The organism is Microbacterium sp. 1.5R (assembly GCF_001889265.1).
Lineage (GTDB): Bacteria > Actinomycetota > Actinomycetes > Actinomycetales > Microbacteriaceae > Microbacterium.
Genome location: NZ_CP018151.1, coordinates 658,818 through 679,911 on the forward strand (window position 1 = coordinate 658,818; position 21,094 = coordinate 679,911).

General features: G+C 69.2%; 19 protein-coding genes, 1 tRNA gene and 1 pseudogene. 17 read left to right on the forward strand and 4 right to left on the reverse strand.

The annotated features are described in order from the left end of the window. Nucleotides 1-209 precede the first annotated feature (209 nt). Nucleotides 210-2,108 carry a sigma-70 family RNA polymerase sigma factor gene (locus BMW26_RS03090; protein WP_072590741.1) on the forward strand — a complete coding sequence of 633 codons (1,899 nt, stop codon included), beginning with the start codon at nucleotides 210-212 and terminating at the stop codon, nucleotides 2,106-2,108. Nucleotides 2,109-2,112: 4 nt separating this feature from the next. On the opposite strand, the gene BMW26_RS03095 is transcribed toward BMW26_RS03090, so the two are convergent. Continuing rightward, on the reverse strand, nucleotides 2,113-3,699 hold the full coding sequence (locus BMW26_RS03095) for a PucR family transcriptional regulator (protein ID WP_072590742.1): 1,587 nt from the start codon (nucleotides 3,697-3,699) through the stop codon (nucleotides 2,113-2,115). Nucleotides 3,700-3,853: 154 nt separating this feature from the next. Between BMW26_RS03095 and BMW26_RS03100 the strand changes: the two genes are divergently transcribed. The 8 genes and pseudogenes from BMW26_RS03100 to BMW26_RS03135 all read left to right on the forward strand — a co-directional run bounded on the left by BMW26_RS03100 (nucleotide 3,854) and on the right by BMW26_RS03135 (nucleotide 11,407). Then, nucleotides 3,854-5,860, forward strand: a complete 2,007-nt coding sequence (locus tag BMW26_RS03100) for a sigma-70 family RNA polymerase sigma factor (protein WP_072590743.1) — start codon at nucleotides 3,854-3,856, stop codon at nucleotides 5,858-5,860. A 56-nt stretch (nucleotides 5,861-5,916) separates the two neighbouring features. Continuing rightward, nucleotides 5,917-7,239 (forward strand): cysteine desulfurase, encoded by a 1,323-nt coding sequence (locus tag BMW26_RS03105; protein ID WP_072590744.1) that lies wholly within the window; start codon nucleotides 5,917-5,919, stop codon nucleotides 7,237-7,239. Further along, entirely contained in the window at nucleotides 7,236-7,670 is a 435-nt protein-coding gene (gene sufU / locus BMW26_RS03110; RefSeq protein WP_056276906.1) for a Fe-S cluster assembly sulfur transfer protein SufU, read from the forward strand. Before BMW26_RS03105 ends, sufU begins: the two co-directional genes overlap by 4 nt. A 31-nt stretch (nucleotides 7,671-7,701) precedes the next feature. Next, nucleotides 7,702-8,649 (forward strand): GNAT family N-acetyltransferase, encoded by a 948-nt coding sequence (locus BMW26_RS17720; protein WP_198032376.1) that lies wholly within the window; start codon nucleotides 7,702-7,704, stop codon nucleotides 8,647-8,649. Between the two features lie 53 nt (nucleotides 8,650-8,702). Next, nucleotides 8,703-9,347, forward strand: a pseudogene (locus BMW26_RS03120) (NADPH-dependent F420 reductase); the annotation flags it as partial. 138 nt (nucleotides 9,348-9,485) lie between these two features. Further along, nucleotides 9,486-10,136 carry a GntR family transcriptional regulator gene (locus BMW26_RS03125; protein ID WP_053098794.1) on the forward strand — a complete coding sequence of 217 codons (651 nt, stop codon included), beginning with the start codon at nucleotides 9,486-9,488 and terminating at the stop codon, nucleotides 10,134-10,136. A 151-nt stretch (nucleotides 10,137-10,287) separates the two neighbouring features. After that, nucleotides 10,288-10,533: a hypothetical protein gene (locus BMW26_RS03130; RefSeq protein WP_072590746.1), complete on the forward strand. Its 246-nt coding sequence runs from the start codon at nucleotides 10,288-10,290 to the stop codon at nucleotides 10,531-10,533. 10 nt (nucleotides 10,534-10,543) lie between these two features. Then, nucleotides 10,544-11,407 (forward strand): hypothetical protein, encoded by an 864-nt coding sequence (locus BMW26_RS03135; protein WP_232224524.1) that lies wholly within the window; start codon nucleotides 10,544-10,546, stop codon nucleotides 11,405-11,407. A gap of 1 nt (nucleotide 11,408) precedes the next feature. On the opposite strand, the gene BMW26_RS03140 is transcribed toward BMW26_RS03135, so the two are convergent. Beyond that, complete coding sequence (locus tag BMW26_RS03140; protein WP_072590747.1) at nucleotides 11,409-12,248, reverse strand: SDR family NAD(P)-dependent oxidoreductase; 840 nt, start codon at nucleotides 12,246-12,248, stop codon at nucleotides 11,409-11,411. 128 nt (nucleotides 12,249-12,376) lie between these two features. Between BMW26_RS03140 and BMW26_RS03145 the strand changes: the two genes are divergently transcribed. Further along, the gene (locus BMW26_RS03145; RefSeq protein ID WP_072590748.1) at nucleotides 12,377-12,958 is read left to right on the forward strand and encodes an asparagine synthase; all 582 of its coding nucleotides are present in this window, start codon (nucleotides 12,377-12,379) and stop codon (nucleotides 12,956-12,958) included. A 66-nt stretch (nucleotides 12,959-13,024) separates the two neighbouring features. Continuing rightward, a tRNA-Arg gene (locus tag BMW26_RS03150) sits at nucleotides 13,025-13,097 on the forward strand. Nucleotides 13,098-13,310: 213 nt separating this feature from the next. On the opposite strand, the gene BMW26_RS03155 is transcribed toward BMW26_RS03150, so the two are convergent. Next, nucleotides 13,311-14,243, reverse strand: coding sequence for a LysR family transcriptional regulator (locus tag BMW26_RS03155; protein ID WP_053098801.1), 933 nt, complete (start codon nucleotides 14,241-14,243; stop codon nucleotides 13,311-13,313). Between the two features lie 71 nt (nucleotides 14,244-14,314). Here BMW26_RS03155 and BMW26_RS03160 point away from each other — a divergent pair, with 71 nt between their 5' ends. Beyond that, nucleotides 14,315-16,045, forward strand: coding sequence for an L-aspartate oxidase (locus BMW26_RS03160; RefSeq protein ID WP_072590749.1), 1,731 nt, complete (start codon nucleotides 14,315-14,317; stop codon nucleotides 16,043-16,045). A 76-nt stretch (nucleotides 16,046-16,121) separates the two neighbouring features. Here the strand turns inward: BMW26_RS03160 and BMW26_RS03165 are convergent, their stop codons facing one another. Continuing rightward, nucleotides 16,122-16,595, reverse strand: a complete 474-nt coding sequence (locus BMW26_RS03165; protein WP_232224525.1) for a hypothetical protein — start codon at nucleotides 16,593-16,595, stop codon at nucleotides 16,122-16,124. On the opposite strand from BMW26_RS03165, the gene BMW26_RS03170 reads away from it, so the two are divergent. The 5 genes from BMW26_RS03170 to BMW26_RS03190 all read left to right on the forward strand — a co-directional run bounded on the left by BMW26_RS03170 (nucleotide 16,558) and on the right by BMW26_RS03190 (nucleotide 21,091). Then, nucleotides 16,558-18,051, forward strand: a complete 1,494-nt coding sequence (locus tag BMW26_RS03170; protein ID WP_072590750.1) for an L-serine ammonia-lyase, iron-sulfur-dependent, subunit alpha — start codon at nucleotides 16,558-16,560, stop codon at nucleotides 18,049-18,051. The two genes, BMW26_RS03165 and BMW26_RS03170, sit on opposite strands and share 38 nt — an antisense overlap. A gap of 52 nt (nucleotides 18,052-18,103) precedes the next feature. Then, nucleotides 18,104-18,856: an AAA family ATPase gene (locus tag BMW26_RS03175; RefSeq protein WP_056276942.1), complete on the forward strand. Its 753-nt coding sequence runs from the start codon at nucleotides 18,104-18,106 to the stop codon at nucleotides 18,854-18,856. A 34-nt stretch (nucleotides 18,857-18,890) separates the two neighbouring features. After that, a complete protein-coding gene (locus BMW26_RS03180) occupies nucleotides 18,891-19,487 on the forward strand; it encodes a TetR/AcrR family transcriptional regulator (RefSeq protein WP_056276946.1) in 597 nt (198 codons plus the stop codon). A gap of 96 nt (nucleotides 19,488-19,583) precedes the next feature. Continuing rightward, entirely contained in the window at nucleotides 19,584-20,360 is a 777-nt protein-coding gene (locus BMW26_RS03185; RefSeq protein ID WP_198032377.1) for an ABC transporter ATP-binding protein, read from the forward strand. Next, nucleotides 20,357-21,091 (forward strand): ABC transporter permease, encoded by a 735-nt coding sequence (locus tag BMW26_RS03190; RefSeq protein WP_072590751.1) that lies wholly within the window; start codon nucleotides 20,357-20,359, stop codon nucleotides 21,089-21,091. Before BMW26_RS03185 ends, BMW26_RS03190 begins: the two co-directional genes overlap by 4 nt. Nucleotides 21,092-21,094 lie beyond the last annotated feature (3 nt).

The following is a 21,094-nucleotide window of genomic DNA, read 5'->3' on the forward strand; positions in this document are numbered from 1 at the left end:
TACCGGTCTTGTAGGTATGGCCATCGGCCTCGCGTCGGGTTCCCGGCCGACGCCCGCACAGCAGAGGTCGACCACTCCCCGGCCGAACCTTCTCAGAGCGGATTCGACCCTTACGAGAGTCGGAGGGACGAGGCATCCCCACTGCCTCGTCCCTCAACCGTCTCCGGCGCTGCGCTCGCGATGCCGGACTCGACAGCATCCGGAGCAGCATGATCCTCGGTACGTATCTCGACGACGACGACATCTCGGGTGAGCCGTCCGATGCCGAGATCATCGAGGCGGTGCGGGGTGGCGACATCGGCGACTTCGCCCTCCTGTGGCGCCGGCATGTCGAATCCGCGCGCCGAGCCGCGCGAGCGATCTCGCCCTCGGCGGATCCCGACGATCTCGTGAGCGAGGCGTTCGCGTCGATACTCCGGGTGACCAAGGCGGGCGGCGGGCCGAGCGACGCGTTCCGGCCATATCTCCTCGCCACGCTGCGCAACACGGCCGCGCGCTGGTCCCGCAACGGGACCGACCTGTCGATCGACCTGATCTCGGAGGGCGATCTGTCGTCGGAGGGCGGCGATGCCTTCGAGCGCATCGCCGAGCGATCCAGCATCGCGGCCGTGTTCGGCACGCTGTCGGCTCGGCATCGCACGCTGCTCTGGTATCTCGAGGTCGAGGGCATGAAGCCGCGAGAGCTCGCGCCCCTGATGGGGATGACGGCCAATGCGGTCTCCGCTCTCGCGGCGCGCGCACGCGACAGCTTCAAACGCGCCTGGCTCGAGGCGCACATCCACGATCCCTCGCGGTCTGAGGACTGCAGATGGTTCTGCGAGCGCGTGGTCGACCGTCGCGGTCGTCCGGTCGCGGTCGGCGACGCCGACCGTTTCAGAGAGCACATGAGCGTGTGCGGCGGATGCCGGATCGTCGCCGCGGAGATCGATACCGTCTCGCAGCGGCTGCGGGCGATCCTGCCTGCCGCGCTGTTGGGAGGCGTGGCGGCGGCGATCTACACCGGTGATGCCTCCGCGGAGGCGCAGGTCATGGGCGCGAGCTCCGTGGTGGGGTCCACCGGGTCGTCTGGCTGGGCCGATGCAGCAACCTCCTCGATCGGCGCGGGGGCGCCTGTCGCCGCGCACGGAGCAGCGGCGGTGGTACCGGCCGGTGGCTTGGCCGCCTTGGCGGCGACTGCCGTCGTCGTGGTCGGCGCCGTCATCCTGGCGGGCAGCGTCCTGAGTCTGTCGGCCGAGGAATCGGACGATTCGGAACTCACCCGGTCGATCTCCGAGGCGTCGGTCTCCGGTGAGGCGGGCCCGGTTCTCGAAGATCTGCCGCGCTTCCCGGCTCAGCCGCCCGCATCGGAGCCGATGCCCGAACCGCAGCCCCTGCCGTCGCCGGAGCCCGAGGTCGATGCGGGACTGGAGCCCGATTCGGACGCGAGCCGTGAACCGGAGACCCCAGGACCCGGCGAGAGGCAGCCCCCACTGACCCCGCTCAGTATCGCCCCGGCCCCGTCGACAGCGGTTCCGACCCCGACTCCGACCCCGACCGACGCTCCGTCGGAGACACCGCCGCCCATCGACCTGGCGGAGTTCCGCATCACCCGGTCGATCGCCCAGGACTCTCTCGTGCCGGATCTGATCGAGGGGGTCGGCGCTGCAGGCGCGGTCGTCACGGTGACCGACGAGAGCGGCGTCATGCTCGACACCGGGGTGATCGACGAAGACGGCGCATTCGTGCTCGACGTCTCGGGCGAAGCCCTGCGTCAGGGCATGACGCTCAGCGTGAGGCAGTACGACGCGGCGACCGGAGTCACCGAGTGGGCGGAGGCGATGGGGCCGCTCACCTTCGCGACGCCCACGATCGCGGCCGCGGACCAGGATGCCTGTCCTGAGGCGTCCCTCGGCGCTGTCAGCTGTCTGCATCTGAGCGCCGCACCGGATGCATGGGTCGAGCTGCTCGATGAACAGGGGCGATCGCGCACTGTGCGGCTCGCGACCGACGACATCGACGGGATCGTCGTCCGATCCGGTGTCGGTGAGCCGTTCGTCGCCGCCCGGTACATCGAGCCGTCCACGGGTCGTGCCGGAGTGACCGTGCTGCTGCCGGCGGCGATCGAATGAGTCCTCACACTGCGCTGCGCGCGGTCGCCGACAGCCGGAGCCAGAGCCAGAGTCGCGTGGCCGGCGAATCGATGTCGATCCCGAGCTCGTTGCGCACGACATCGAGCCGATACCGGACGGTGTTCTGGTGAACGTGCAGTGCGCTGGCGGTCTCACGCACACTGCCGAGCTGGTCGAGGAAGACCCGCATGGTGTGCGTCAGACGGGTGCCCTGCGCGGCATCATGCTCGGCGAGGATGCTCGCGGCGTCGCCGACCGTGGCATCCAGGCCGTCGATCAGGTCGGCGACCTGGAGGATCGCCAGGCGATCGCGCATCTCGTCGAAGGTCGCGATGCGGAGCTCATGGTCGTCGCGGAGCGACGAACTCACGAGCACGCCGGCCGTGGCCCCGGCCTCACGATAGGAACGGCCGATGCCGTTGATGTCGTACGCGCGCGTGCCGATGCCGGCGATCAACGCGTCGTCGATCCGGATCACCGCCTGGGTGAAGGTCTCGACCGCAGCCGCGTTCGGGCCCGGGATGAGCGTCACGACCTCCGAGCCGACGACCGCGCTGTGGGAGCCGGGGAAGGCGGCGCCGGACACGCTCATCGCCAGATGGAGTACTCGCTGCAGACCGCGCATCGCCTCCACCTCGTCGAACGTGGTGATCCGGAAGCACACGACCGTGCATCCGGCTTCGGGACGGATGAGGAGCTGCGACGCCGCGCCGCGGGCATGCCGTCGATCTTCGAGAAGCGTGCGGAGCAGGTCGGATGTCCGACGGTCCCGGTCGCCCGCCTCCGCTCGAGCACGAAGCAGATGCTGGGCCACGATCGGTTCCATCTCCTCCAGCAGGGACCGGGTCCGGGCGGCCGGCGATGGATCGATCTGGATCACCCAGAGAGAGCCGAGCAGCTCGCCGGACGCTCGCACGGCGATCCCGACGCGTCCGAACTCGTCGGTGCTCGAGGGGAAGTGCCGTGCCTCGCTGGCGCGGAGCAGCGACCGGTAGCGCGAGTCGGATGCGATCGAGATGTCCTCCTGCAGCAGCAGAGTGGTGCGTCGACGGACGTCGTCGATCGGCTGCTCGCTGTGCGTGGAGTAGCCGACGATCTGACCGGTCGAGTCGACGATGCTGACGGCACCGTCCGCGAGGGTGGCGATGGCGTTGGCGAGGCCGAAGAGGTCTCCCAGTCGCACACCCGAGACCCGGCCGATCGAGTGACCGCTCAGCAGCGACCGCAGGACGTTCGCCAGCTGTGCCCAGTCCCCGTCACTGTGGTGGAGGACAGGCAGGGCGACGTGCAGATCGAGGGCAATGCGCTCCAGGCCATCGCCGTCATCGGGAGCGCGCACCACCAGCGCGGCCGCCCCGACATCGGCCAGCTCGGCGACGAGGGCCGGAACGCTCGTCGTCGCGACACCGGCCCCGAGGACGATGCGATCGGTGTAGTCGGATGCGGATGCCGACGGATCGTAGAACTCCACGCCCACGTACGTCCTGGCATCGAGCCGCGTGCTTCGACGGGGGGAGAAGAGCCTCCCGTCGCTCAGGCGAAGCGCGTCGCGCAAAGTCGGGGCTTCGGCGCGGATGTCATCGAAGGCCATGGAATCTTCTCTATTTGGTGTCAAGAACTCTCGTATGAATCTACATACCGGTCAGATCGCGATGTCGCGAGACTGACAGTAAGAAGTCGAAAGGGATCCCTGTGAACGACCCGTCCGTTGCTCCTGCCTCGATTCGCGCCGAACGGGTCGCGCCATGAGCTCGTCGACAGTGCGCGAGCGGCGCACGCGGATCGATCCCGAGACGAGTGACGACGAGCTCGTCCTCGCGACCCGAGCGGGGAACAGCAGTGCGTTCGGTGTGCTGTGGGATCGTCACTCGCCGGCAGCCCTCCGCGCGGCGCGTTCGATCACGAGCTCGATCGACCCCGAGGATCTCGTCAGTGAGGCGTTCGCCAAGACCTTCAGCGCGATCCGCAATGGCGGAGGTCCGACGGATGCGTTCCGTCCCTACATCTTCGCGGCCGTGCGCAGCGCGGCCGCCACGTGGGGAGGAAAGCAGAAGGACGTCGTCGCGCTCGAGTACATCGAGGAGCTTCCGACCGAGCACACGGAGGATTCGCTCGACCTGCTCTCTGACAAGGCGCTGCTGACGGTGGCGTTCAAGGACCTCCCCGAACGGTGGCGCACACTGCTCTGGTACCTCGAGGTCGAGGGCATGAAGCCGCGTGAGATCGCGCCGCTCATGGGCATGACTCCCAACGCCGTCTCGGTGCTGGCGGCCCGGGCGCGCGAGGGCTTCAAGCTCGCCTGGCTGCAGGCCCACATCAAGGAACCGGGACGTGACCCGGAATGCCGGTGGGTCTGCGCGCGCATCGTGGCGCAGGGGCGCAGGCGCCATGTGGCGCGTGCCGACCGAGCGCGATTCGACGCGCACCTGGAGCGCTGCCAGCGGTGCACGATGGCGAGCGCCGAGATCGAGCAGGCGTCATCGAAGCTGCGCGCCGTGCTGCTTCCCGTGATCATCGGCGGACCGGCGGCGTTAGCCTATTCGGCCGGATCTCCTGCGCCTGCGACGGCTGCGTCTGCGCCGGCCTGGATGCCCAGGGGTACCGCTCGGTGGCTGGTCGTCGGCGGATCCGTCGCGGCAGCCGGGGCCGTCGTCGCGGTCGCAGCGGTGGCCGCACAGCTGGCGCCCGTGGGCGCGCCGAACGCCGAGGAGTCGTCGACACCGTCGTCCGCGCTCGTCGTCGCATCTCCGGCGCCGATCATGTCGCCCGAATCGACGGCGGTCCCGAGCCCGATCGCGCCGGCGGAGGAGGCCGAGACGGGTGTCGACCCGCAGACGCCCGTGACCGTTCCCGAGGAGCACGCCGGCCCCGAGGTCGTCATCGACCCGATCATCGTGGTTCCCCCGGTGGTCGACCCGTCCGTGGTCGCGCCTCCCGCCGGCGGCCCCTCGGTCATCGCGCCTCCCGTCGTGAAGGCGCCGGTCGTCGACTCTCCGGTGGTCGAGCCTCCTGTCGTCGACCCTCCGGTGGTCGACCCTCCGGTGGTCGACCCTCCGGTGGTTGACCCTCCTGTCGTCGACCCGCCGGTGGTCGACCCTCCTGTCGTCGACCCTCCGGTGATCGAGCCCCCGGTGGTCGAGCCGCCGGTGGTCGACCCTCCCGTGATCGACCCTCCGGTCATCGAGCCTCCCGTCGTCGAGCCGGTGACGATGGACTGGAGCATCCTGCCGGGGACGACTGTTCCCCCGACCATCACCGGCACGGGAACTCCGGGAGCAGCGGTGCAGATCATCGACGAGACCGGCCTCGTGATCGCCTCCACCCTCGTCGGTCCTGACGGAGATTTCTCGGTGCGCCCCGATGTCGACACGCTTCACCAGGGCATGTCGATCTCGATGCGCCACACATCCCGGACCACCGGCGTGCGGACGGTGAGTGATCCGACGGGGCGCCTCTACTTCCCGGTCCCGGGGCTCGCCGAAGACTCGGACGGTGCGATCTCCCGCGTCGACTCCGACGGCGACGGGCGACGGGATGACCTCTCGCTCGACGTCCGCGGCGTCGCCGGCTCGACGGCATCCGTGTCCCTGGACGGGGAGACGGCGTCGCTCGCGCTGCTCGACGACTCCTCGACCATCGTGTCGTTCGTCGACATCCGGCCCGGGCTCCATCGGATCACCCTGCGCTACGTCGACCCGGCGACGGGGATCCTCGGCATCTCGGACACGGACTACATCCTCGTCGTTCCCTGACCGTCGCCCCGTGTGCGCAGGGCCCCGCGGGGTGCGCCAGATGAGAAGCTAGAAGGATGAGCATCTCCCGCGAATCCGACGTGATCGCCCCGACCGGGGGCGGCCCGCTGACCGATGTCGAGGTGAGGCGACTCCGCGAGGACTTCCCGATCCTGCGCTCCGAGGTCAACGGGCACCCGCTCGTGTATCTGGATTCGGGTGCGACGTCGCAGCGTCCGCTCGCCGTGCTCGACGCCGAACGCGAGTTCGCCACCACCCTCAACGCGGCCGTTCACCGTGGTGCGCACACTCTCGCGGCCGAGGCCACCGAGGTGTTCGAGGACGCTCGGGCCGCCGTCGCGCGGTTCGTGGGTGCCGACGAGGGCGAGATCGTGTGGACGTCGAACGCCACCGAGGCGCTCAACCTCATCGCGTATTCGATCTCGAACGCCTCGCTCGGCCGCGGGGGAGCGGCAGCCGAGCGCCTGCGTCTGCGCGAGGGCGACGAGATCGTCACGACCGAGATGGAGCATCACGCCAACCTCATCCCGTGGCAGGAGCTCGCGGCCCGCACAGGAGCGACCCTGCGGGTCATCCCGCTCGACGACGACGGTGCCCTCCGGCTCGACGCCGCCGCAGATCTCATCACCGACCGCACGAAGCTCATCGCCGTCACGCATGTGTCGAACGTGCTCGGCGTCATCAATCCGATCGAGCATCTTGTGGCGCGTGCGCGCGCCGTCGGCGCGCTCGTCGTGCTCGACGCCTGCCAGTCGGCACCCCATCTGCCGCTGGATGTCCGCGCACTCGACGTCGACTTCGCCGTGGTGTCCGGTCACAAGATGCTCGGGCCGACGGGGATCGGCGCGCTCTACGGGCGGCGCGAGCTGCTCGAGGCCATGCCGCCGTTCCTGACGGGTGGATCGATGATCACCACCGTCACCACGACGGAGGCGGAATACCTGCCGCCGCCGCAGCGGTTCGAAGCCGGCACCCAGCGGGTGTCCCAGGCGGTCGCGCTCGCCGCGGCGATCGACTATCTGACGGCGGTGGGGATGCCGCGCATCGCGGCGCACGAGGCTGCATTCGGCGCGCGACTCGTCGAGGGGCTCACGGCCATCGATGGGGTGCGCGTGCTCGGTGCCGGCATCGATCTGCCGCGTGTGGGCCTCGCGAGCTTCGACGTCGAGGGCATCCACTCGCACGATGTCGGGCAGTTCCTGGATGATCGCGGCATCGCGGTGCGTGTCGGACACCACTGCGCACAGCCGCTGCATCGTCGCCTCGGCGTCACCTCATCGACGAGGGCCAGCACGTACCTGTACACGACCGATGACGAGATCGACGCCGTGATCGACGGCGTCCAGGGTGCGATCGACTTCTTCCGGAGGGGCGCATGAGCGACCTGCAGAACCTGTATCAAGAGCTCATCCTCGATCACTCCCGCACCCCGCACGGGTTCGGGCTCCGGGGTGAGATCGCCGCGCAGTCGCACCAGGTGAACCCGACCTGCGGTGACGAGGTGACTCTGCAGGTGCACCGCGGCGCCGACGGCGGCATCGAGGCGATCGCGTGGGAAGGACACGGATGCGCCATCTCGCAGGCATCCGCGTCGCTGCTCGCCGAGCTCGCCGAGGGGCTCACGGTCGACGAGCTCGAGATCCGCATCGCCGCGTTCCGCGAGGCGATGCGTTCGCGCGGCAAGATCGAACCGGATGAAGAGCTGCTCGGCGATGCGGCTGCTCTCGGGGGCGTCTCGCGATACGTGGCACGGGTGAAGTGCGCCATGCTCGCCTGGGTCGCTGCGGAGGATGCACTCCACAAGTCCTGAGCACCGAGGCGATGCGGTGCAGGATGGAACCATGCCTCTTGAACTGACTCCTCTCACCGCAGACGCCTTCGACGACTGGCGCGAGGCCACGAGAGCACGACTCGTGTCGCTGCGGCAGGAGTCCGGGATGCACGTCGGCGACGATGCCGTCTCGCACGTGGACGCCGTGCTCGACGAGCTGCTCCCCGCAGGGCACGACACCGAGACCTCGCTCATCCTCACGATCGATGACGGCGACGCCCGGATCGGCACCGTCTGGCTCGCCGCGAACAACGGCGTGCTGTTCATCGTCGATCTCGCGTTCGCGACCGAGCCGAGTGGCCGACAGCTCGACGGCCTCCTCGACGAGCTGACGACGCTCGCGCGGAGGCAGCAGGTCGGTCGTCTGAGTGTCGCCCTGCATTCGTCCGACACCGCTGGTCGCGGTTTCGTCGAGGGGCGGGGATTCGAGGTCGCGTCGATCCAGATGCTTCTCGAACCGCTGCCGTCTCGGGCGGCACAGCCGTCAGACGGCGCGTTCGTCGTGGCGCCGATGACCCCGGAGCGCTTCGCGAGCTTCGCTGCCGCGTCCGAGGCGGCCTTCGCGGAAGACCTGGTGGCATCCGGTCGGTATTCGGCGGAGGATGCCGTCGTCGAGTCGCACCGGCAGATGGAGCTCGAGCTGCCGGACGGCATCGATTCGGAGGGGCAGGAGCTGTTCACCGCCCATGTGGACGGCATCGAGGTCGGGGTGCTGTGGATCGGCGTCCGTCGGCGAGGAGGGCGCCCGCACGGGTTCATCCTCGACATCGAGATCGCCGAGGACCAGCGCCGCAAGGGCTATGGTCGTGATCTCATGCTCGCGGCCGAGCGCGAGGCCGCACGACTCGGTGCGGACTCGATCGGGCTGCATGTCTTCGGTTTCAACGCATCGGCGATCCGTCTCTACGAGAGCCTCGGCTACCGCCGGGTCGAGGAGCGCTTCCTGCTCACGGTGTGATCGCGACACGCGGGGTCGCGCGGGAATAGCGGCGCGGGGCGGGCGTTGGGCTCCACATGACTACTCTCGGAATCATCGGTGCAGGACACATCGGCAGCCAGATCGCACGGGTCGCCGTGGCGAACGGCTACGACGTGGTGATCGCGAACTCCCGTGGACCGGAGACGCTCTCGGATCTCGTCGCAGAACTCGGCGATCGAGCGACTGCCGCAACCGCGGTGGATGCGGCTGCGGCCGGAGACGCCGTGGTCGTCACCGTCCCCCTGGGCAAGATCGACGAGCTGCCGGTCGAGCAGCTCGCGGGCAAGATCGTGCTCGACACGAACAACTACTACTTCGAGCGCGATGGGCACATCGAGGCCCTCGACCGCGGCGAGACCACCACATCGGAGCTTCTGCAGGCGCAGCTGCCGACGTCGCGCATCGCCAAGGCGTTCAACCACATCCTCGCGGCCGACATCACGACCGACGGATCGCCCGCGGGCACACCCGATCGACGCGCCCTCGCCACAGCGGGCGATGACGTCGAGGCCGTCGCCTTCGTCACCCGCTTCTACGACGAGGCCGGCTTCGACACGGTCAACGTCGGACCCCTCAGTGAGTCCTGGAGGGTCGAGCGCGATCGCCCGGCATACGTCGTGCGCCAGAACGCGGACGAACTGACGGCGAACCTCGCGATCGCCAACCGTCTGCCCTGACGACACGGACGAGGGGAGCGGATGCCGAGGCATTCGCTCCCCTTTTCTCTGTCCGCCCCCGATGAAGCACCCGTAACATATGCGCCGCGTTGGGATACCAAACTTGTCGGGCGGTTCTCCGAGTGAGACAATTCGGTCATGGCGGGGGTGGGGACTACCGGCGAACTCGAGTCGGTGCGGGTGACGCGCGTTCTTCGCGATGACATCGTGCTCGGTCGGCGCGCCCCCGGTTCCCGGCTGGTCGAACGAGATATCGCGGCCGAGCTCAACGTCTCGCGGCTTCCGGTGCGCGAGGCCATCCGCACTCTCGTCGGCGAGGGAGTGGTCGTCGCACGCCCGCGGACCTGGGCAGTCGTGCGGGAGTTCACGCATCGGGACATCCGGGATTTCGGGGAGGTCCGCGAGGCGATCGAGACCCTGATCTTCGTCTTCGCCGCCGAACGTCACACCGACGAGGGGATCGCGCGGCTTCGAGCGGCCTATGAGCGCGAATTCGCCGCAGCATCCGCGGGCGAGATCGAGGCAGCGCGGATCGCTGCGGGCGAGTTCCACGAGATCTCGGCCGAGCTCGCCGGCAACGAGATGCTGGGCGAGCTCATCGCGGTGTTCGTCACACGGCTGCGCTGGCTCTTCGGGCAGCACGACGATCTGCTCGCGATGGCCGAGGAGCATCGGCTGATCCTCGAAGCGGTCGCCGCACGTGACACGGACGCCCTGCGCGTGATGGTCCCGCGCCATCTGGCCAGCGGGCAGGAAGCCGCCGAGCGACGCCTCAGCGACCAGGCATAGTCGATCTGATCGGCCCGGCCCGGCGTGCCGCGCGAACGCAGCGCACGACCGCGCCGCGCGGCCGACCACCGACCGGCCTGGAGAGCGGTCTCCCGCGGGGATATATTGGCCATACGGAATGGTTCCGGAGAGTCGTGTCCTGGGGAGCGATATGAGAGGCGTCGCCGTCGTCGCGGGGGGACTGCTGCTCCTCGGCGGAACGGTGCTCATCGCTGTCGCGGATCAGCAGCGTGTGGATGCCCTCGCCGAGGCGAGGGCGGCTGTCGTCCAGGCGGAAGAGCGGCTCGAGCTCGCGCGCGAGGTGAACCTCCGTCTTGCCGAGCAGCTGACGGCACTGCGCACCACCATCGCCGAACAGGAGACGCTGCTCACCGACACCTCCGGGTTCCTGCCGTGAGGCGAACGCTGTGATCCGGCGGTTCCTCTCCGTCACGATCGTCGCAGCAGTGATGCTGACTGCGGGCGTCGTCGGTCGCGCCGCGGCCCTGGACGAGGACAGGGCAGAGGCGATCGCCGAGCTGCAGTCGCTGGCGCAGTCGATCCGTACGGCGGAGATGCGCACGGACCACCTCGACGGATCGATCGCGATCGCCGAGAAGGACACCGCCGCACGAGCCGCAGTCCTCGAGGTGCGGCCCGCTTTCGTCGACGAGATCGCGGCGCTGACTGCGGCGATCGAGGGAGCAGCCGGCAAGGTCGACACCTCGGCACACAGGGCCTCCGCGCAGTCGGCCCAGCAGTCCGTGCTCGACGAGCGCAAGAACCCGGCGACCGTGGTCGCCGCCACCGCCACCGTGCATGCCCTCATCGACAAGGTGGGTCAGGACATCGGCAGCTGGGAGACGGCGCAGTACGCCGCTCCCTCGGGCCCCGCGTGGGCATCGAGCGGTCCGGACGGGTACGCGCGCGTGCGTGCCGCTCTCGACCAGGTCGGCGGCGGGGGAGTCGGGCTCTACGAATCGGCTTCCTGTGCGGGAGGGACCGCGCCGGCGTGCGCGAACAGCGGCGGCTTCATCAAGTACCGCGCCGACATCGTCGACTGGAGTGCCGACCGACTGAACTGGGCGATGGCGCATGAGCTGGCGCACATCTACCAATTCCGGGTGTGGGGCGCCCTGACGTCGTCAGATGCCTACTACTCCGCGTTCGGAGGAGACGCCGAGTTCCTTGCGAACTGCATGGCGGCGGTTCGCGGATATCCGGGATCTGTCGGGTGCGACGCCGACCAGCAGGCGTGGGCGTCCGGGATCTGGGTCGGCGCAGTCGGCTGACTCAGGCGATCGGCGTCGTCGTGTCGATGGCCTCGCGCAGGGGACGCCGCATGACCCGCCAGTAGCTCGACGGGGCGACGCGGGTGAGCACATCGATCAGTCGCGCCTCGCGTCCGACCATCGTGCGGGCGCGGCGACGTTCGGTCGCGCGCACGATCAGCGCCGCGGCATCCGCGGGCTCCGTGTGGTACATCGCCGCCTGGGCAGCCGCGGCTCGCGCGGCGACGGCCGGCTCGATCGCCGCGGCATACCGTCCGTGCAGGATGATGCCCGTGCGCACGCCGGCGGGATACACCGCTCCCACCGTCACCGAGGTGCCGTCGAGTTCGTGGCGCAGGGCCTCGGAGAACGCGCGCACCGCGAACTTGCTCAGGGAGTAGGGGATGCGTCCCGCGGGGGCTGCCAGCGCGTAGACGCTGGCGAGGTGAGTGATGTGGGCGGCCGGCGCCGCGCGCAGGGCGGGGAGCAGCGCCTTCGTGATCGACACCGTGCCCCAGAGGTTCACATCCGTCAGCCAGCGCATCTCCTCCATGGTCAGCTGGTCGAGGTCTCCGAGCATCGACGAGCCCGCGCACGTGATCAGAGCATTCACCCTGGGGTGCGCCGCGGTGATCTCCGAGGCCGTGGCGAAGACGGCGTCGTCGTCGCGGAGATCGACCACATGGGTGGTGACGATGGCGCCCGTGAGCTCGGCGGCGATGGCTGCGAGGCCGTCGGCGTTGTGGTCGATGAGCGCCAGATGCACGCGTCGGCGAGCGAGCAGCCGGGCGATGTCGGCACCCATCCCGCTCGCAGCGCCCGTGATGACCGTCGTGCTTCCGGTGAGCGTGAGACGCTTCATCGCATCCCTCCTGGCGGCGATCGGGAGAGCAGCCGGTCGTGGAGTGGGTCGGAGAGACCCGATTCCGATCCATTCTGGCCCACTGCATCCCCGAGCGATACCGGTACTCTCGAAGGGAGGAGGTAGGGGTGGGACGAACAGCGGATGCCATCGCCGAAGGCGTTGCGATCGCGACCGCTGCGGCGCGCCTCGCCGTGAAGAATCACATCCTCATCGGCACGATCGCCGAGAACGGCGTCTTCGACACGGACAAGTACGTCGCCGATGCGCGGGAAGCGCTGCGGGCGATGGCCGAGGAGTCCGAAGAGGTCGAGCGCAACCTGACCGAGCTGCGCAAACGCGCTCGCGGTCGCCATTCCGACCCCTCGGGAACCCATGACTACCGGGACCGCGACGTGCGCAACCTGCGTCGGAGGGCCAAGCAGTCGCACGGGGTCGCGACCAAGCTGCGCGACATGATGGAGGACGAGGCCGCCCTGCGCGTCATCGTCGAAGAGGCGCGCGAAGGCGCCTGGGCCGACGTGCGGCACAACCTCGATCGTCGGCTGCGCGTCGAGGGCATGCGACCCGATCAGGACCCCGATTACGACCGGATGCGCGAGGCGCGGATGCAGGCGCTGCGACTCGTCGACCTGCAGGCGCTGTCGTCTCTGCAGCGTGCGAAAGCGAAGCGGAAGAACAAGCAGAACACGCCCGACAGTGACGAGTGAGCGCTCGTTTCGCTTTCGCGTCTCGTCTGTTGTAGGCTGTTCTACGGCCCGCTGAGCGGTCCAGGAGCGCCCGTAGCTCAATGGATAGAGCATCTGACTACGGATCAGAAGGTTAGGGGTTCGAGTCCCTTCGGGCGCACATCAGCTGAAACCCCCGTCGCGAAAGCGGCGGGGGTTTTGCGTTGTCCGCGGGGTGTGCAAGCCTCCGGTGCAGGCTGTGAAGGAGAACTCGCCTAGCGAAGGATCGGTTGCGCGCTGTGGTCCTTCGATGCGCGAGATACCCTTCGCGACCGGCCGATCATCGACTGGCGCGACGAGTGGTCTCCCGACGAGTACGAGGACGCCTGAGCGATCAGTCGAGCAGGCTCGTGATGGCAGGGTCTCGGCGGGCGACCTCAGCGGCCGTGCCGACGATGACGTGACGCATCGCGGCCACCGCCACGGCTGGCGTGACGTCCGCACGGTGGGCCAGGCTCACTGTGCGCCTCATCATCGGGTGCGAGATCCTGACCGACCGCAGCGCCGGCTGATCGAGCAGCACCATCGCCGGAACCACGGCCACGCCGACGCCTCGTTCGACGAAGCGGAGCAGCGCGTCCATCTCGGCGCCCTCGAGGACGAAGTTCGGGGTCAGCCCTGCCGAGCGGAAGGCCGCATCGGTCGTCGCCCGCAGCTCATAGGTCTCGTCGAGCGCGATCAGCGGAAGGGTGGCGAGGTGGTCGAGGCTCATCACCGTGGAGGTCGAGACGGGAGGCTCGGATGCGGCGGACACGACCACCAGCTCTTCGGTCAGCAGCGGCATGCGCGTCAGGCTGAAGCCCGACGGCGGCGGACCCTCCGACTCCGTGATGAGAGCGATGTCGACGGCACCCACGGCCAGCTGATCGACGAGCAGCCTCGACCCGCTCTCGGTGAGGTGCAGGTCGACGCCCGGGTGGGCGGCGTGGAAGGTGCTGATCGCCTCGGCGACGAGGCTGATGCAGAGGGTGGGCGGTGCGCCGAGTCGCACGCGGCCACGGCGGAGTCCGGCGAGTTCGGCCATCTCCTCGCGGATCGCGTCGGACTCGGCGAGCATGCGCTGAGCGCGGGGGAGCAGGGCCTCTCCGGCGGCGGTGAGTCCGATGTGCCCGCGCGCCCGGTGGAAGAGCTCGGCGCCGAGCTCGCGTTCGAGTGTGGAGATCTGTCGGCTCAGCGACGGCTGGGCGAGGTGCAGGTGCTCGGAGGCGCGGGTGAAATGGCCGAGGCGGGCGACCTCGACGAACCCGCGGAGCTGCTCGAGGTTCATGTTTTCAGTGTATCGATACCAGTAGAACAATGCATTGGAGTTATCGGCACGCCGTACTTAGCGTGGAAGGCATGAGCACTCGCGAACGTCAGATCTCCACCACGGTCCTGGTCATCGGCACCGGCGGCTCCGGGCTGCGGGCGGCGATCGAGGTCGCCGAGCACGGCATCGACGTCCTCGCCGTCGGCAAGCGCCCGCGCCAGGACGCGCACACCTCTCTCGCCGCCGGCGGCATCAACGCCGCGCTGGGCACCATGGACGAGGCCGACAGCTGGCAACAGCACGCCGCCGACACGATCAAGGAGAGCTACCTGCTCGCCAACCCGCACACGGTCGAGATCGTGACGCAGGGGGCCGAGCGCGGCATCCGGGATCTCGAGCGCTGGGGCATGGACTTCGCCCGCGAGGACGACGGCCGCATCTCGCAGCGGTTCTTCGGGGCGCACACCTTCCGTCGCACGGCCTTCGCCGGCGACTACACGGGTCTCGAGATCCAGCGAACCCTCGTCGCGAAGGCCGAACAGCTCGAGGTGCCGATCCTCGACCACGTCTACATCACGCGTCTGCTCGTGCGCGACAACGTCGTCTTCGGCGCCTACGGCTTCGACCAGTCGGATGGCACGCGCTACCTCATCCACGCGGATGCCGTGATCCTCGCCGCGGGCGGGCACAACCGCATCTGGCGCCGCACCTCGTCACGACGGGACGAGAACACCGGAGACTCGTTCCGGCTCGCGGTCGATGCGGGCGCCCGCCTGCGGGACCCGGAGCTCGTGCAGTTCCACCCGTCCGGGATCATCGAGCCCGAGAACGCCGCCGGGACCCTGATCTCGGAGGCGGCCCGCGGCGAGGGCGGGATCCTGCGCAACGCCCTCGGTGAGCGCTTCATGTCGAAGTACGATCCGGAGCGCATGGAACTCTCGACACGCGACCGTGTCGCGCTCGCCGCGTACACCGAGATCGCCGAAGGGCGGGGCACCGAGAACGGCGGCGTCTGGCTCGACGTCTCGCATCTGCCGCGCGAGACGATCATGACCCGTCTGCCCCGCGTCTACCAGACGATGATGGAGTTGCAGATGCTCGACATCACGACCGATCCGATCGAGATCGCGCCCACCGCGCACTACTCGATGGGTGGCGTGTGGGTGCGTCCCGACGACCACCAGACCGACGTCGACGGGCTCTACGCGATCGGCGAGGCATCGAGCGGCCTGCACGGAGCCAACCGCCTCGGCGGCAATTCGCTCATCGAGCTGCTCGTCTACGGGCGCATCGTCGGGCAGGCGGCCATGGCGCATGCCGCGGGGCTCGACGCTCAGCGCCGCTCGGCGGACGCGATCGCCCAGGCCCGTTCCGAGATCGATGACCTTCTCACGGCCGACGGTCGCGAGAATGTTCGAGCCCTGCAGCGCGCGATCCGCAACACCATGACCCAGCACGCCGGTGTCGTGCGGTCGGAGGACGGACTCCGTGCCGGCCTCGCCGAACTCGACATGATCGAGGGGCGGATGGAGGACATCGGCATCCACCCGGACATCGCCGGATTCCAGGATCTCGCGCATGCCTTCGACCTCAAGGCATCGGCGCTCGCCGCGCGAGCCACTCTCGAGGCGGCGCTGGAGCGTCGGGAGACGCGCGGATGTCACAACCGCAGCGACTACCCCGACACCGACCCGACGCTGCAGGTCAACCTCGTCTGGTCGCCGACCGGCGGAGTCACGCGCGAGTCGATCCCGGAGATCCCCGCCGAGATCGCCGAGCTCATGCGCGAGGTCGACACCGAGGGCAAGCTCGTCGAATAGCCGCATCCGAACTCGCTCCCGTCGCAGGGTGCATCGCGACGGGAGCGGTGGGGTGGTCGAGCGAGGTAGGAGTCGCTCAGTCGCCCTCGTCGGTCTCCGGACCGTCGATGACCCCGATCCCGACCGCCTCATGGTCGGGCTCGGGGTCGTTTCGCGACGGAGCCTTGGGCTCTTCCGAGGGCTCCTTCTCGGTGCTCGGCTCTTCGAGTTCGTCGTTGCTCGGAACCTCCGACGGATCCGCGTCTTCGGGGGACTCCGCCTCCGCCGGCTTCTCGGCGGTGTTCGCCGGATCCTTGAACTCGCCGGCATCGCCGGACGAGGGCGTCGGAGTGGGAGTCTGGGCCTCGGGGTCGAGGCCGGAGGTCGGGTCCTGCTCGGGCGTGCTGTTCGTCATGATCGTCCCTTTCGCATCGAGTGCACCCCCAGCATCCGTCAGCGGCTGCGAGGCGAGAAGGGCCTTGACGACAGCCTCCGGAGCGTCCGTCTCCCCGCCCACGACGTAGGCTGAGGAGGTGACAGCGTACGTCTCGGCCTTCGATCTCTTCTCCATCGGAGTGGGCCCCTCGAGCTCCCACACGGTCGGGCCGATGCGGGCGGCCCTCGCGTTCGCTCAGCGCCTGCGCTCCTCCGGAGCTCTCGATCGCGTCGCCCGCATCGGATGCACGCTGTACGGCTCTCTCGGCGCCACCGGAATCGGTCACGGCACGCCGGATGCGGTCGTCGCGGGTCTTCGCGGGCTGTCGCCGGAGAGCTGCGACCCGGCCGACGTGCGCGCAGCCTGGACCGACCTTCGCGACGGCGCCACGGTGCGCGTCGACGGGGTCCATGAGATCCCGTTCTCGAAGGCCGACATCGTCTTCGAGCCGCGGACCCGGCTGCCCGGTCATCCGAACGCGATGACCATCACCGCCCGGGACGATGCCGGCGGTGTCGTCGCCGAAGAGACCTATTACTCCGTCGGCGGCGGGTTCATCCGCCGGGACGGCGAGGAGGCGAAGCTCGCCTCGGCCCCACTGCCCTACTCGTATGCCGACGCCGCGTCGCTGCTCGCACTGTGCGACGAGCACGGACTGTCGATCGCCGAGATCGCGCGACTCAACGAGACCGCTGAGCGCTCGGAAGAAGAGGTCGCCGCCGGACTCGATGCGATCTGGGACGCCATGGCTGCGTGCGTCGAGAACGGACTGCACTCGGACGGCGTCCTGCCGGGGATGCTCAAGGTCAAGAGGCGGGCGAGCATGATCCGCGCGCAGCTCGAGGAGGCGGAGGCCGACGGTCATCGCGAGCTGCCGGGAGAGTGGCTCGGTGCCTTCGCGCTCGCGGTCAACGAAGAGAACGCGGCGGGCGGTCGCGTCGTCACGGCGCCGACCAACGGCGCGGCCGGCATCCTCCCCGCCGTCGCGATGTACTGGTGGCGGTTCCTGGCGGATTCGGGCCTCGGTGCGGGCAATGCCGTGACGCCGTACGGAGAACTCGTCGGCAGTGCGCTGCTCGGCTTCGACGGCACGCGGGCGATCGAGGCGGCGCAGGCCGAGGACGACGACGCCGTCGCCGACGCGAACCGCCGCCGTGGCATCCGTCGGTTCCTCCTCACGGCCACGGCGCTGGGCTCGCTGTTCAAGGCCAACGCCTCGATCTCGGGGGCCGAGGGCGGCTGCCAGGCCGAGGTCGGCTCGGCCTGCGCGATGGCTGCCGGAGGGCTCACCGCCGTGATGGGCGGCACCAACCGGCAGATCGAGAACGCCGCCGAGATCGCGATGGAGCACCACCTCGGGCTCACCTGCGACCCGATCGGCGGCCTCGTGCAGATTCCGTGCATCGAGCGCAATGCGATCGCCGCGTCGACGGCGGTGACGGCCGCCCGTCTGGCGCTGCGCGGCGACGGCAGCCACTATGTCTCCCTCGACGCGGTGGTCGAGACGATGCGCCAGACCGGAATCGACATGTCGACCAAGTACAAGGAGACCAGCGAGGGTGGTCTCGCGGTCAACGTCATCGAGTGCTGAGTCACTCCGAGCGCGTCGGCGGCTGCGGATAACCTCCTCTGAGGAGGCGCGCATGGAATCGATCTGGACCCCGGGCAGTCGCAGGCGGCGGGAGCAGCCCATCGTCGCCGTGCGCGCGAATGGTGACGCGCCGGATTCCGGCCGCATGTGGCCGACCACCATTCCCGCCGTCGCCCAGGTGCTCGAGGAAGGCATCGATCTCGCTCCCGGGGTGACCTTCCTCGTCGGCGAGAACGGCAGCGGCAAGTCGACGATCGTCGAGGGCATCGCCGTCGCCTACGGACTCTCGCCCGAGGGAGGGTCCCGCCAGGCGATGCACAGCACGCGCCCCAGCGAGTCGCCGCTGTCGGAGTGGCTGCAGCTGCAGCGCGGAGTCGGAGCCAACCGCTGGGGATTCTTCCTGCGAGCCGAGACGATGCACTCGTTCTACACCTACCTCGAAGAGAATCCCTCCGCGAGGGGCGACGTGGCGTTCCACGAGATGAGCCACGGCGAGTCCTTCCTCGCTCTGCTCGACAGCCGATTCGATGAACCCGGCTTCTACTGTCTCGACGAGCCAGAGGCAGCGCTCTCGTTCCAGTCCACCCTCGCCCTCATCGCGGTGCTGCAGCGCATCGTCGACGACGGGGGTCAGGTGCTGTGCGCGACGCACTCGCCGGTGCTCGCCGCGCTGCCGGGAGCTCGCATCCTCGAAGTGGGGGAGTGGGGCATCCGTCCCGCCGAGTGGAACGACCTCGAGCTGGTGAACCACTGGCGGTCGTTCCTGCAGGACCCGCCGCGGTACCTGCGGCATCTGCTCGACTGAGGGGAGCGCGCAGATCTGGTCGTAGGCTGGCGCCATGACCGAGCAGCGTGCGCCCAAGAAGCGCGGGCGTCCGCGTGGCGTGTCCGATGCGCGCGAACGCATCATCGCCGCCGCAGTCGACGAGTTCGGCGAGCACGGATACGACGGCACGACGGTGCGCTCGATCGCGGCTCGTGCCGACGTCGACTCGGCGCTCGTGCACCACTACTTCGGCACGAAGGCAGACCTCTTCGCTGAGGCGGTCGGCATTCCGCTGCGCCCCGACATCGACGTGCCGGCCATCGTCGCGGGTCCGCGTGACGCCGTCGGCGAGCGTCTCGTGCGGTACGTGCTCGAGGCCTTCGAGCAGCCCGACATCCGTCGCCGCGGGGTCATGCTCATTCGGACGGCGATCGGCAGCCGGCTCACCACGCCCCTTCTCGCGGGGTTCCTCTCTCGCGAACTCATCGGCCGGATCGCGAAGACGCTCGGCGTCGCGGATGCCGAGCTGCGCGCCACACTCGTCGCCTCGCAGATCGCCGGCCTGCTGCTCACGCGCTACGTGCTGCGGCTCGCGCCGATCGCCGCGGCATCCGTCGATGACATCGTCTTGCGGGTCGGACCGACCGTGCAGCGCTACCTCTTCGAATAGCGCGGGCCACGCGCCGCACTGCCGCCTGCATCCCGCCTCGGCTTCGGGCACGAGTACCCGTTGACCCCGCGACTCGCGCGGCGCATAATTCATCACATGATGAATAACGCGGCGGTCGAGATCTCGGGGCTGCGAGTGCGACGGGGAAGGACGCAGGTCTTCGACGGTGTCGACCTGGTGATCCCCCGTGGCGAGATCACCGGCTTGCTGGGTCCCTCGGGATGCGGCAAGACCACGCTGATGCGCTCGATGGTGGGTGTGCAGCGGATCACCGCCGGCACGGTGACGGTGCTGGGAGAATCGGGCGGATCGCCGCGGCTGCGGCATCGGGTGGCGTACGGGACACAGGGTGCCGCCGTATACGGCGATCTCACCGTCCGGCAGAACCTCTCGTACTTGGCGGCGGTGCTGAAAGCACCGAAGGGCGACGTCGACCGGGTGCTCGACGAGGTCGGGCTTCGGGCGCAGGCCGCCCAGCTCGTCGACTCCCTCAGCGGTGGCCAGGCGACGCGCATCTCGCTGGGGATGGCACTGATCGGATCCCCCGAGCTCATCGTCCTCGACGAACCCACGGTCGGCCTCGACCCCGTGCTGCGCGCCGAACTGTGGGGCCTGTTCCGCGGCCTCGCCGCGCGCGGCGTCACCATGATCGTCTCGAGTCACGTGATGGACGAGGCGCTGCGATGCGATCGGCTCGTGCTGATGCGGAGCGGGCGGATCATCGCCGACACGGACCCAGCCGGACTCCTCGCCGACACGGGCACGACGGAGCCCGAGGCGGCGTTCCTCGCCCTGATCGAGCGGGACAGCAGAGCGACCGGGGGTCCAGCGGCGGGCAGCACCCGGCGCGCACGGCGGGAGGCCTCGGAATGAACGGCGGTCGGATGCTCGCCACCGCCGCCCGGGTGCTCGGACAGCTGCGGCACGATCCTCGGTCGATCGCGCTGATGCTGATCGCGCCGAGCCTGCTGGTCGGACTCTTCGCGTGGCTCTTCAGCGATCAGGACGGCGTGTTCGATCAGTTCGGGGGAGCGATCCTCGCGCTGTTCCCGTTCATTGTGATGTTCCTGATCACCTCGATCACCACTCTGCGGGAGCGACGCTCCGGCACGCTCGAACGTCTGATGACCACTCCGCTCGGCAAGGCCGACTTCATTCTCGGCTATGCCCTGGCGTTCGGGCTGATGGCGCTGCTGCAGGCGATCATCACCGTGTCGTTCGCGGTCGGCGTCTGCGGGCTCGACGTCGAGGGTGAGCTCTGGCAGCTCGGACTCGTCGCCGTCGTCGACGCTCTCCTGGGCACCGCCCTTGGGCTCCTCGCGAGCGCCTTCGCGCAGACCGAGTTCCAGGCGGTGCAGTTCATGCCGCTGCTCGTCTTCCCGCAGATCATCCTCGGCGGGCTCTTCATGCCGCGCGATCAGATGCCCGACGTGCTGTACGCCATCTCGGGCTGGCTGCCCCTGAGCTATGCGATCGACACGATCAACGCCGTCACGGCCGGCGACGAGGGGTGGGACGTGTACGGACCCCTGCTGGTCGTCGTCGCCTTCGGAGTCGGGGCGCTCGTCCTCGCATCGCTGACCCTGCGGCGTCGCACCGCGTGAGGC

Excerpts from the sequence above, each read along its gene's own strand:
- BMW26_RS03090 (WP_072590741.1), top strand. The coding sequence starts at position 210 with ATGATCCTCGGTACGTATCTCGACGACGACGACATCTCGGGTGAGCCG.
- BMW26_RS03095 (WP_072590742.1), bottom strand. The coding sequence starts at position 3,699 with ATGGCCTTCGATGACATCCGCGCCGAAGCCCCGACTTTGCGCGACGCG.
- BMW26_RS03100 (WP_072590743.1), top strand. The coding sequence starts at position 3,854 with ATGAGCTCGTCGACAGTGCGCGAGCGGCGCACGCGGATCGATCCCGAG.
- BMW26_RS03105 (WP_072590744.1), top strand. The coding sequence starts at position 5,917 with ATGAGCATCTCCCGCGAATCCGACGTGATCGCCCCGACCGGGGGCGGC.
- sufU (WP_056276906.1), top strand. The coding sequence starts at position 7,236 with ATGAGCGACCTGCAGAACCTGTATCAAGAGCTCATCCTCGATCACTCC.
- BMW26_RS17720 (WP_198032376.1), top strand. The coding sequence starts at position 7,702 with ATGCCTCTTGAACTGACTCCTCTCACCGCAGACGCCTTCGACGACTGG.
- BMW26_RS03125 (WP_053098794.1), top strand. The coding sequence starts at position 9,486 with ATGGCGGGGGTGGGGACTACCGGCGAACTCGAGTCGGTGCGGGTGACG.
- BMW26_RS03130 (WP_072590746.1), top strand. The coding sequence starts at position 10,288 with ATGAGAGGCGTCGCCGTCGTCGCGGGGGGACTGCTGCTCCTCGGCGGA.
- BMW26_RS03140 (WP_072590747.1), bottom strand. The coding sequence starts at position 12,248 with ATGAAGCGTCTCACGCTCACCGGAAGCACGACGGTCATCACGGGCGCT.
- BMW26_RS03155 (WP_053098801.1), bottom strand. The coding sequence starts at position 14,243 with ATGAACCTCGAGCAGCTCCGCGGGTTCGTCGAGGTCGCCCGCCTCGGC.
- BMW26_RS03160 (WP_072590749.1), top strand. The coding sequence starts at position 14,315 with ATGAGCACTCGCGAACGTCAGATCTCCACCACGGTCCTGGTCATCGGC.
- BMW26_RS03165 (WP_232224525.1), bottom strand. The coding sequence starts at position 16,595 with ATGGAGAAGAGATCGAAGGCCGAGACGTACGCTGTCACCTCCTCAGCC.
- BMW26_RS03175 (WP_056276942.1), top strand. The coding sequence starts at position 18,104 with ATGGAATCGATCTGGACCCCGGGCAGTCGCAGGCGGCGGGAGCAGCCC.
- BMW26_RS03180 (WP_056276946.1), top strand. The coding sequence starts at position 18,891 with ATGACCGAGCAGCGTGCGCCCAAGAAGCGCGGGCGTCCGCGTGGCGTG.
- BMW26_RS03185 (WP_198032377.1), top strand. The coding sequence starts at position 19,584 with ATGATGAATAACGCGGCGGTCGAGATCTCGGGGCTGCGAGTGCGACGG.
- BMW26_RS03190 (WP_072590751.1), top strand. The coding sequence starts at position 20,357 with ATGAACGGCGGTCGGATGCTCGCCACCGCCGCCCGGGTGCTCGGACAG.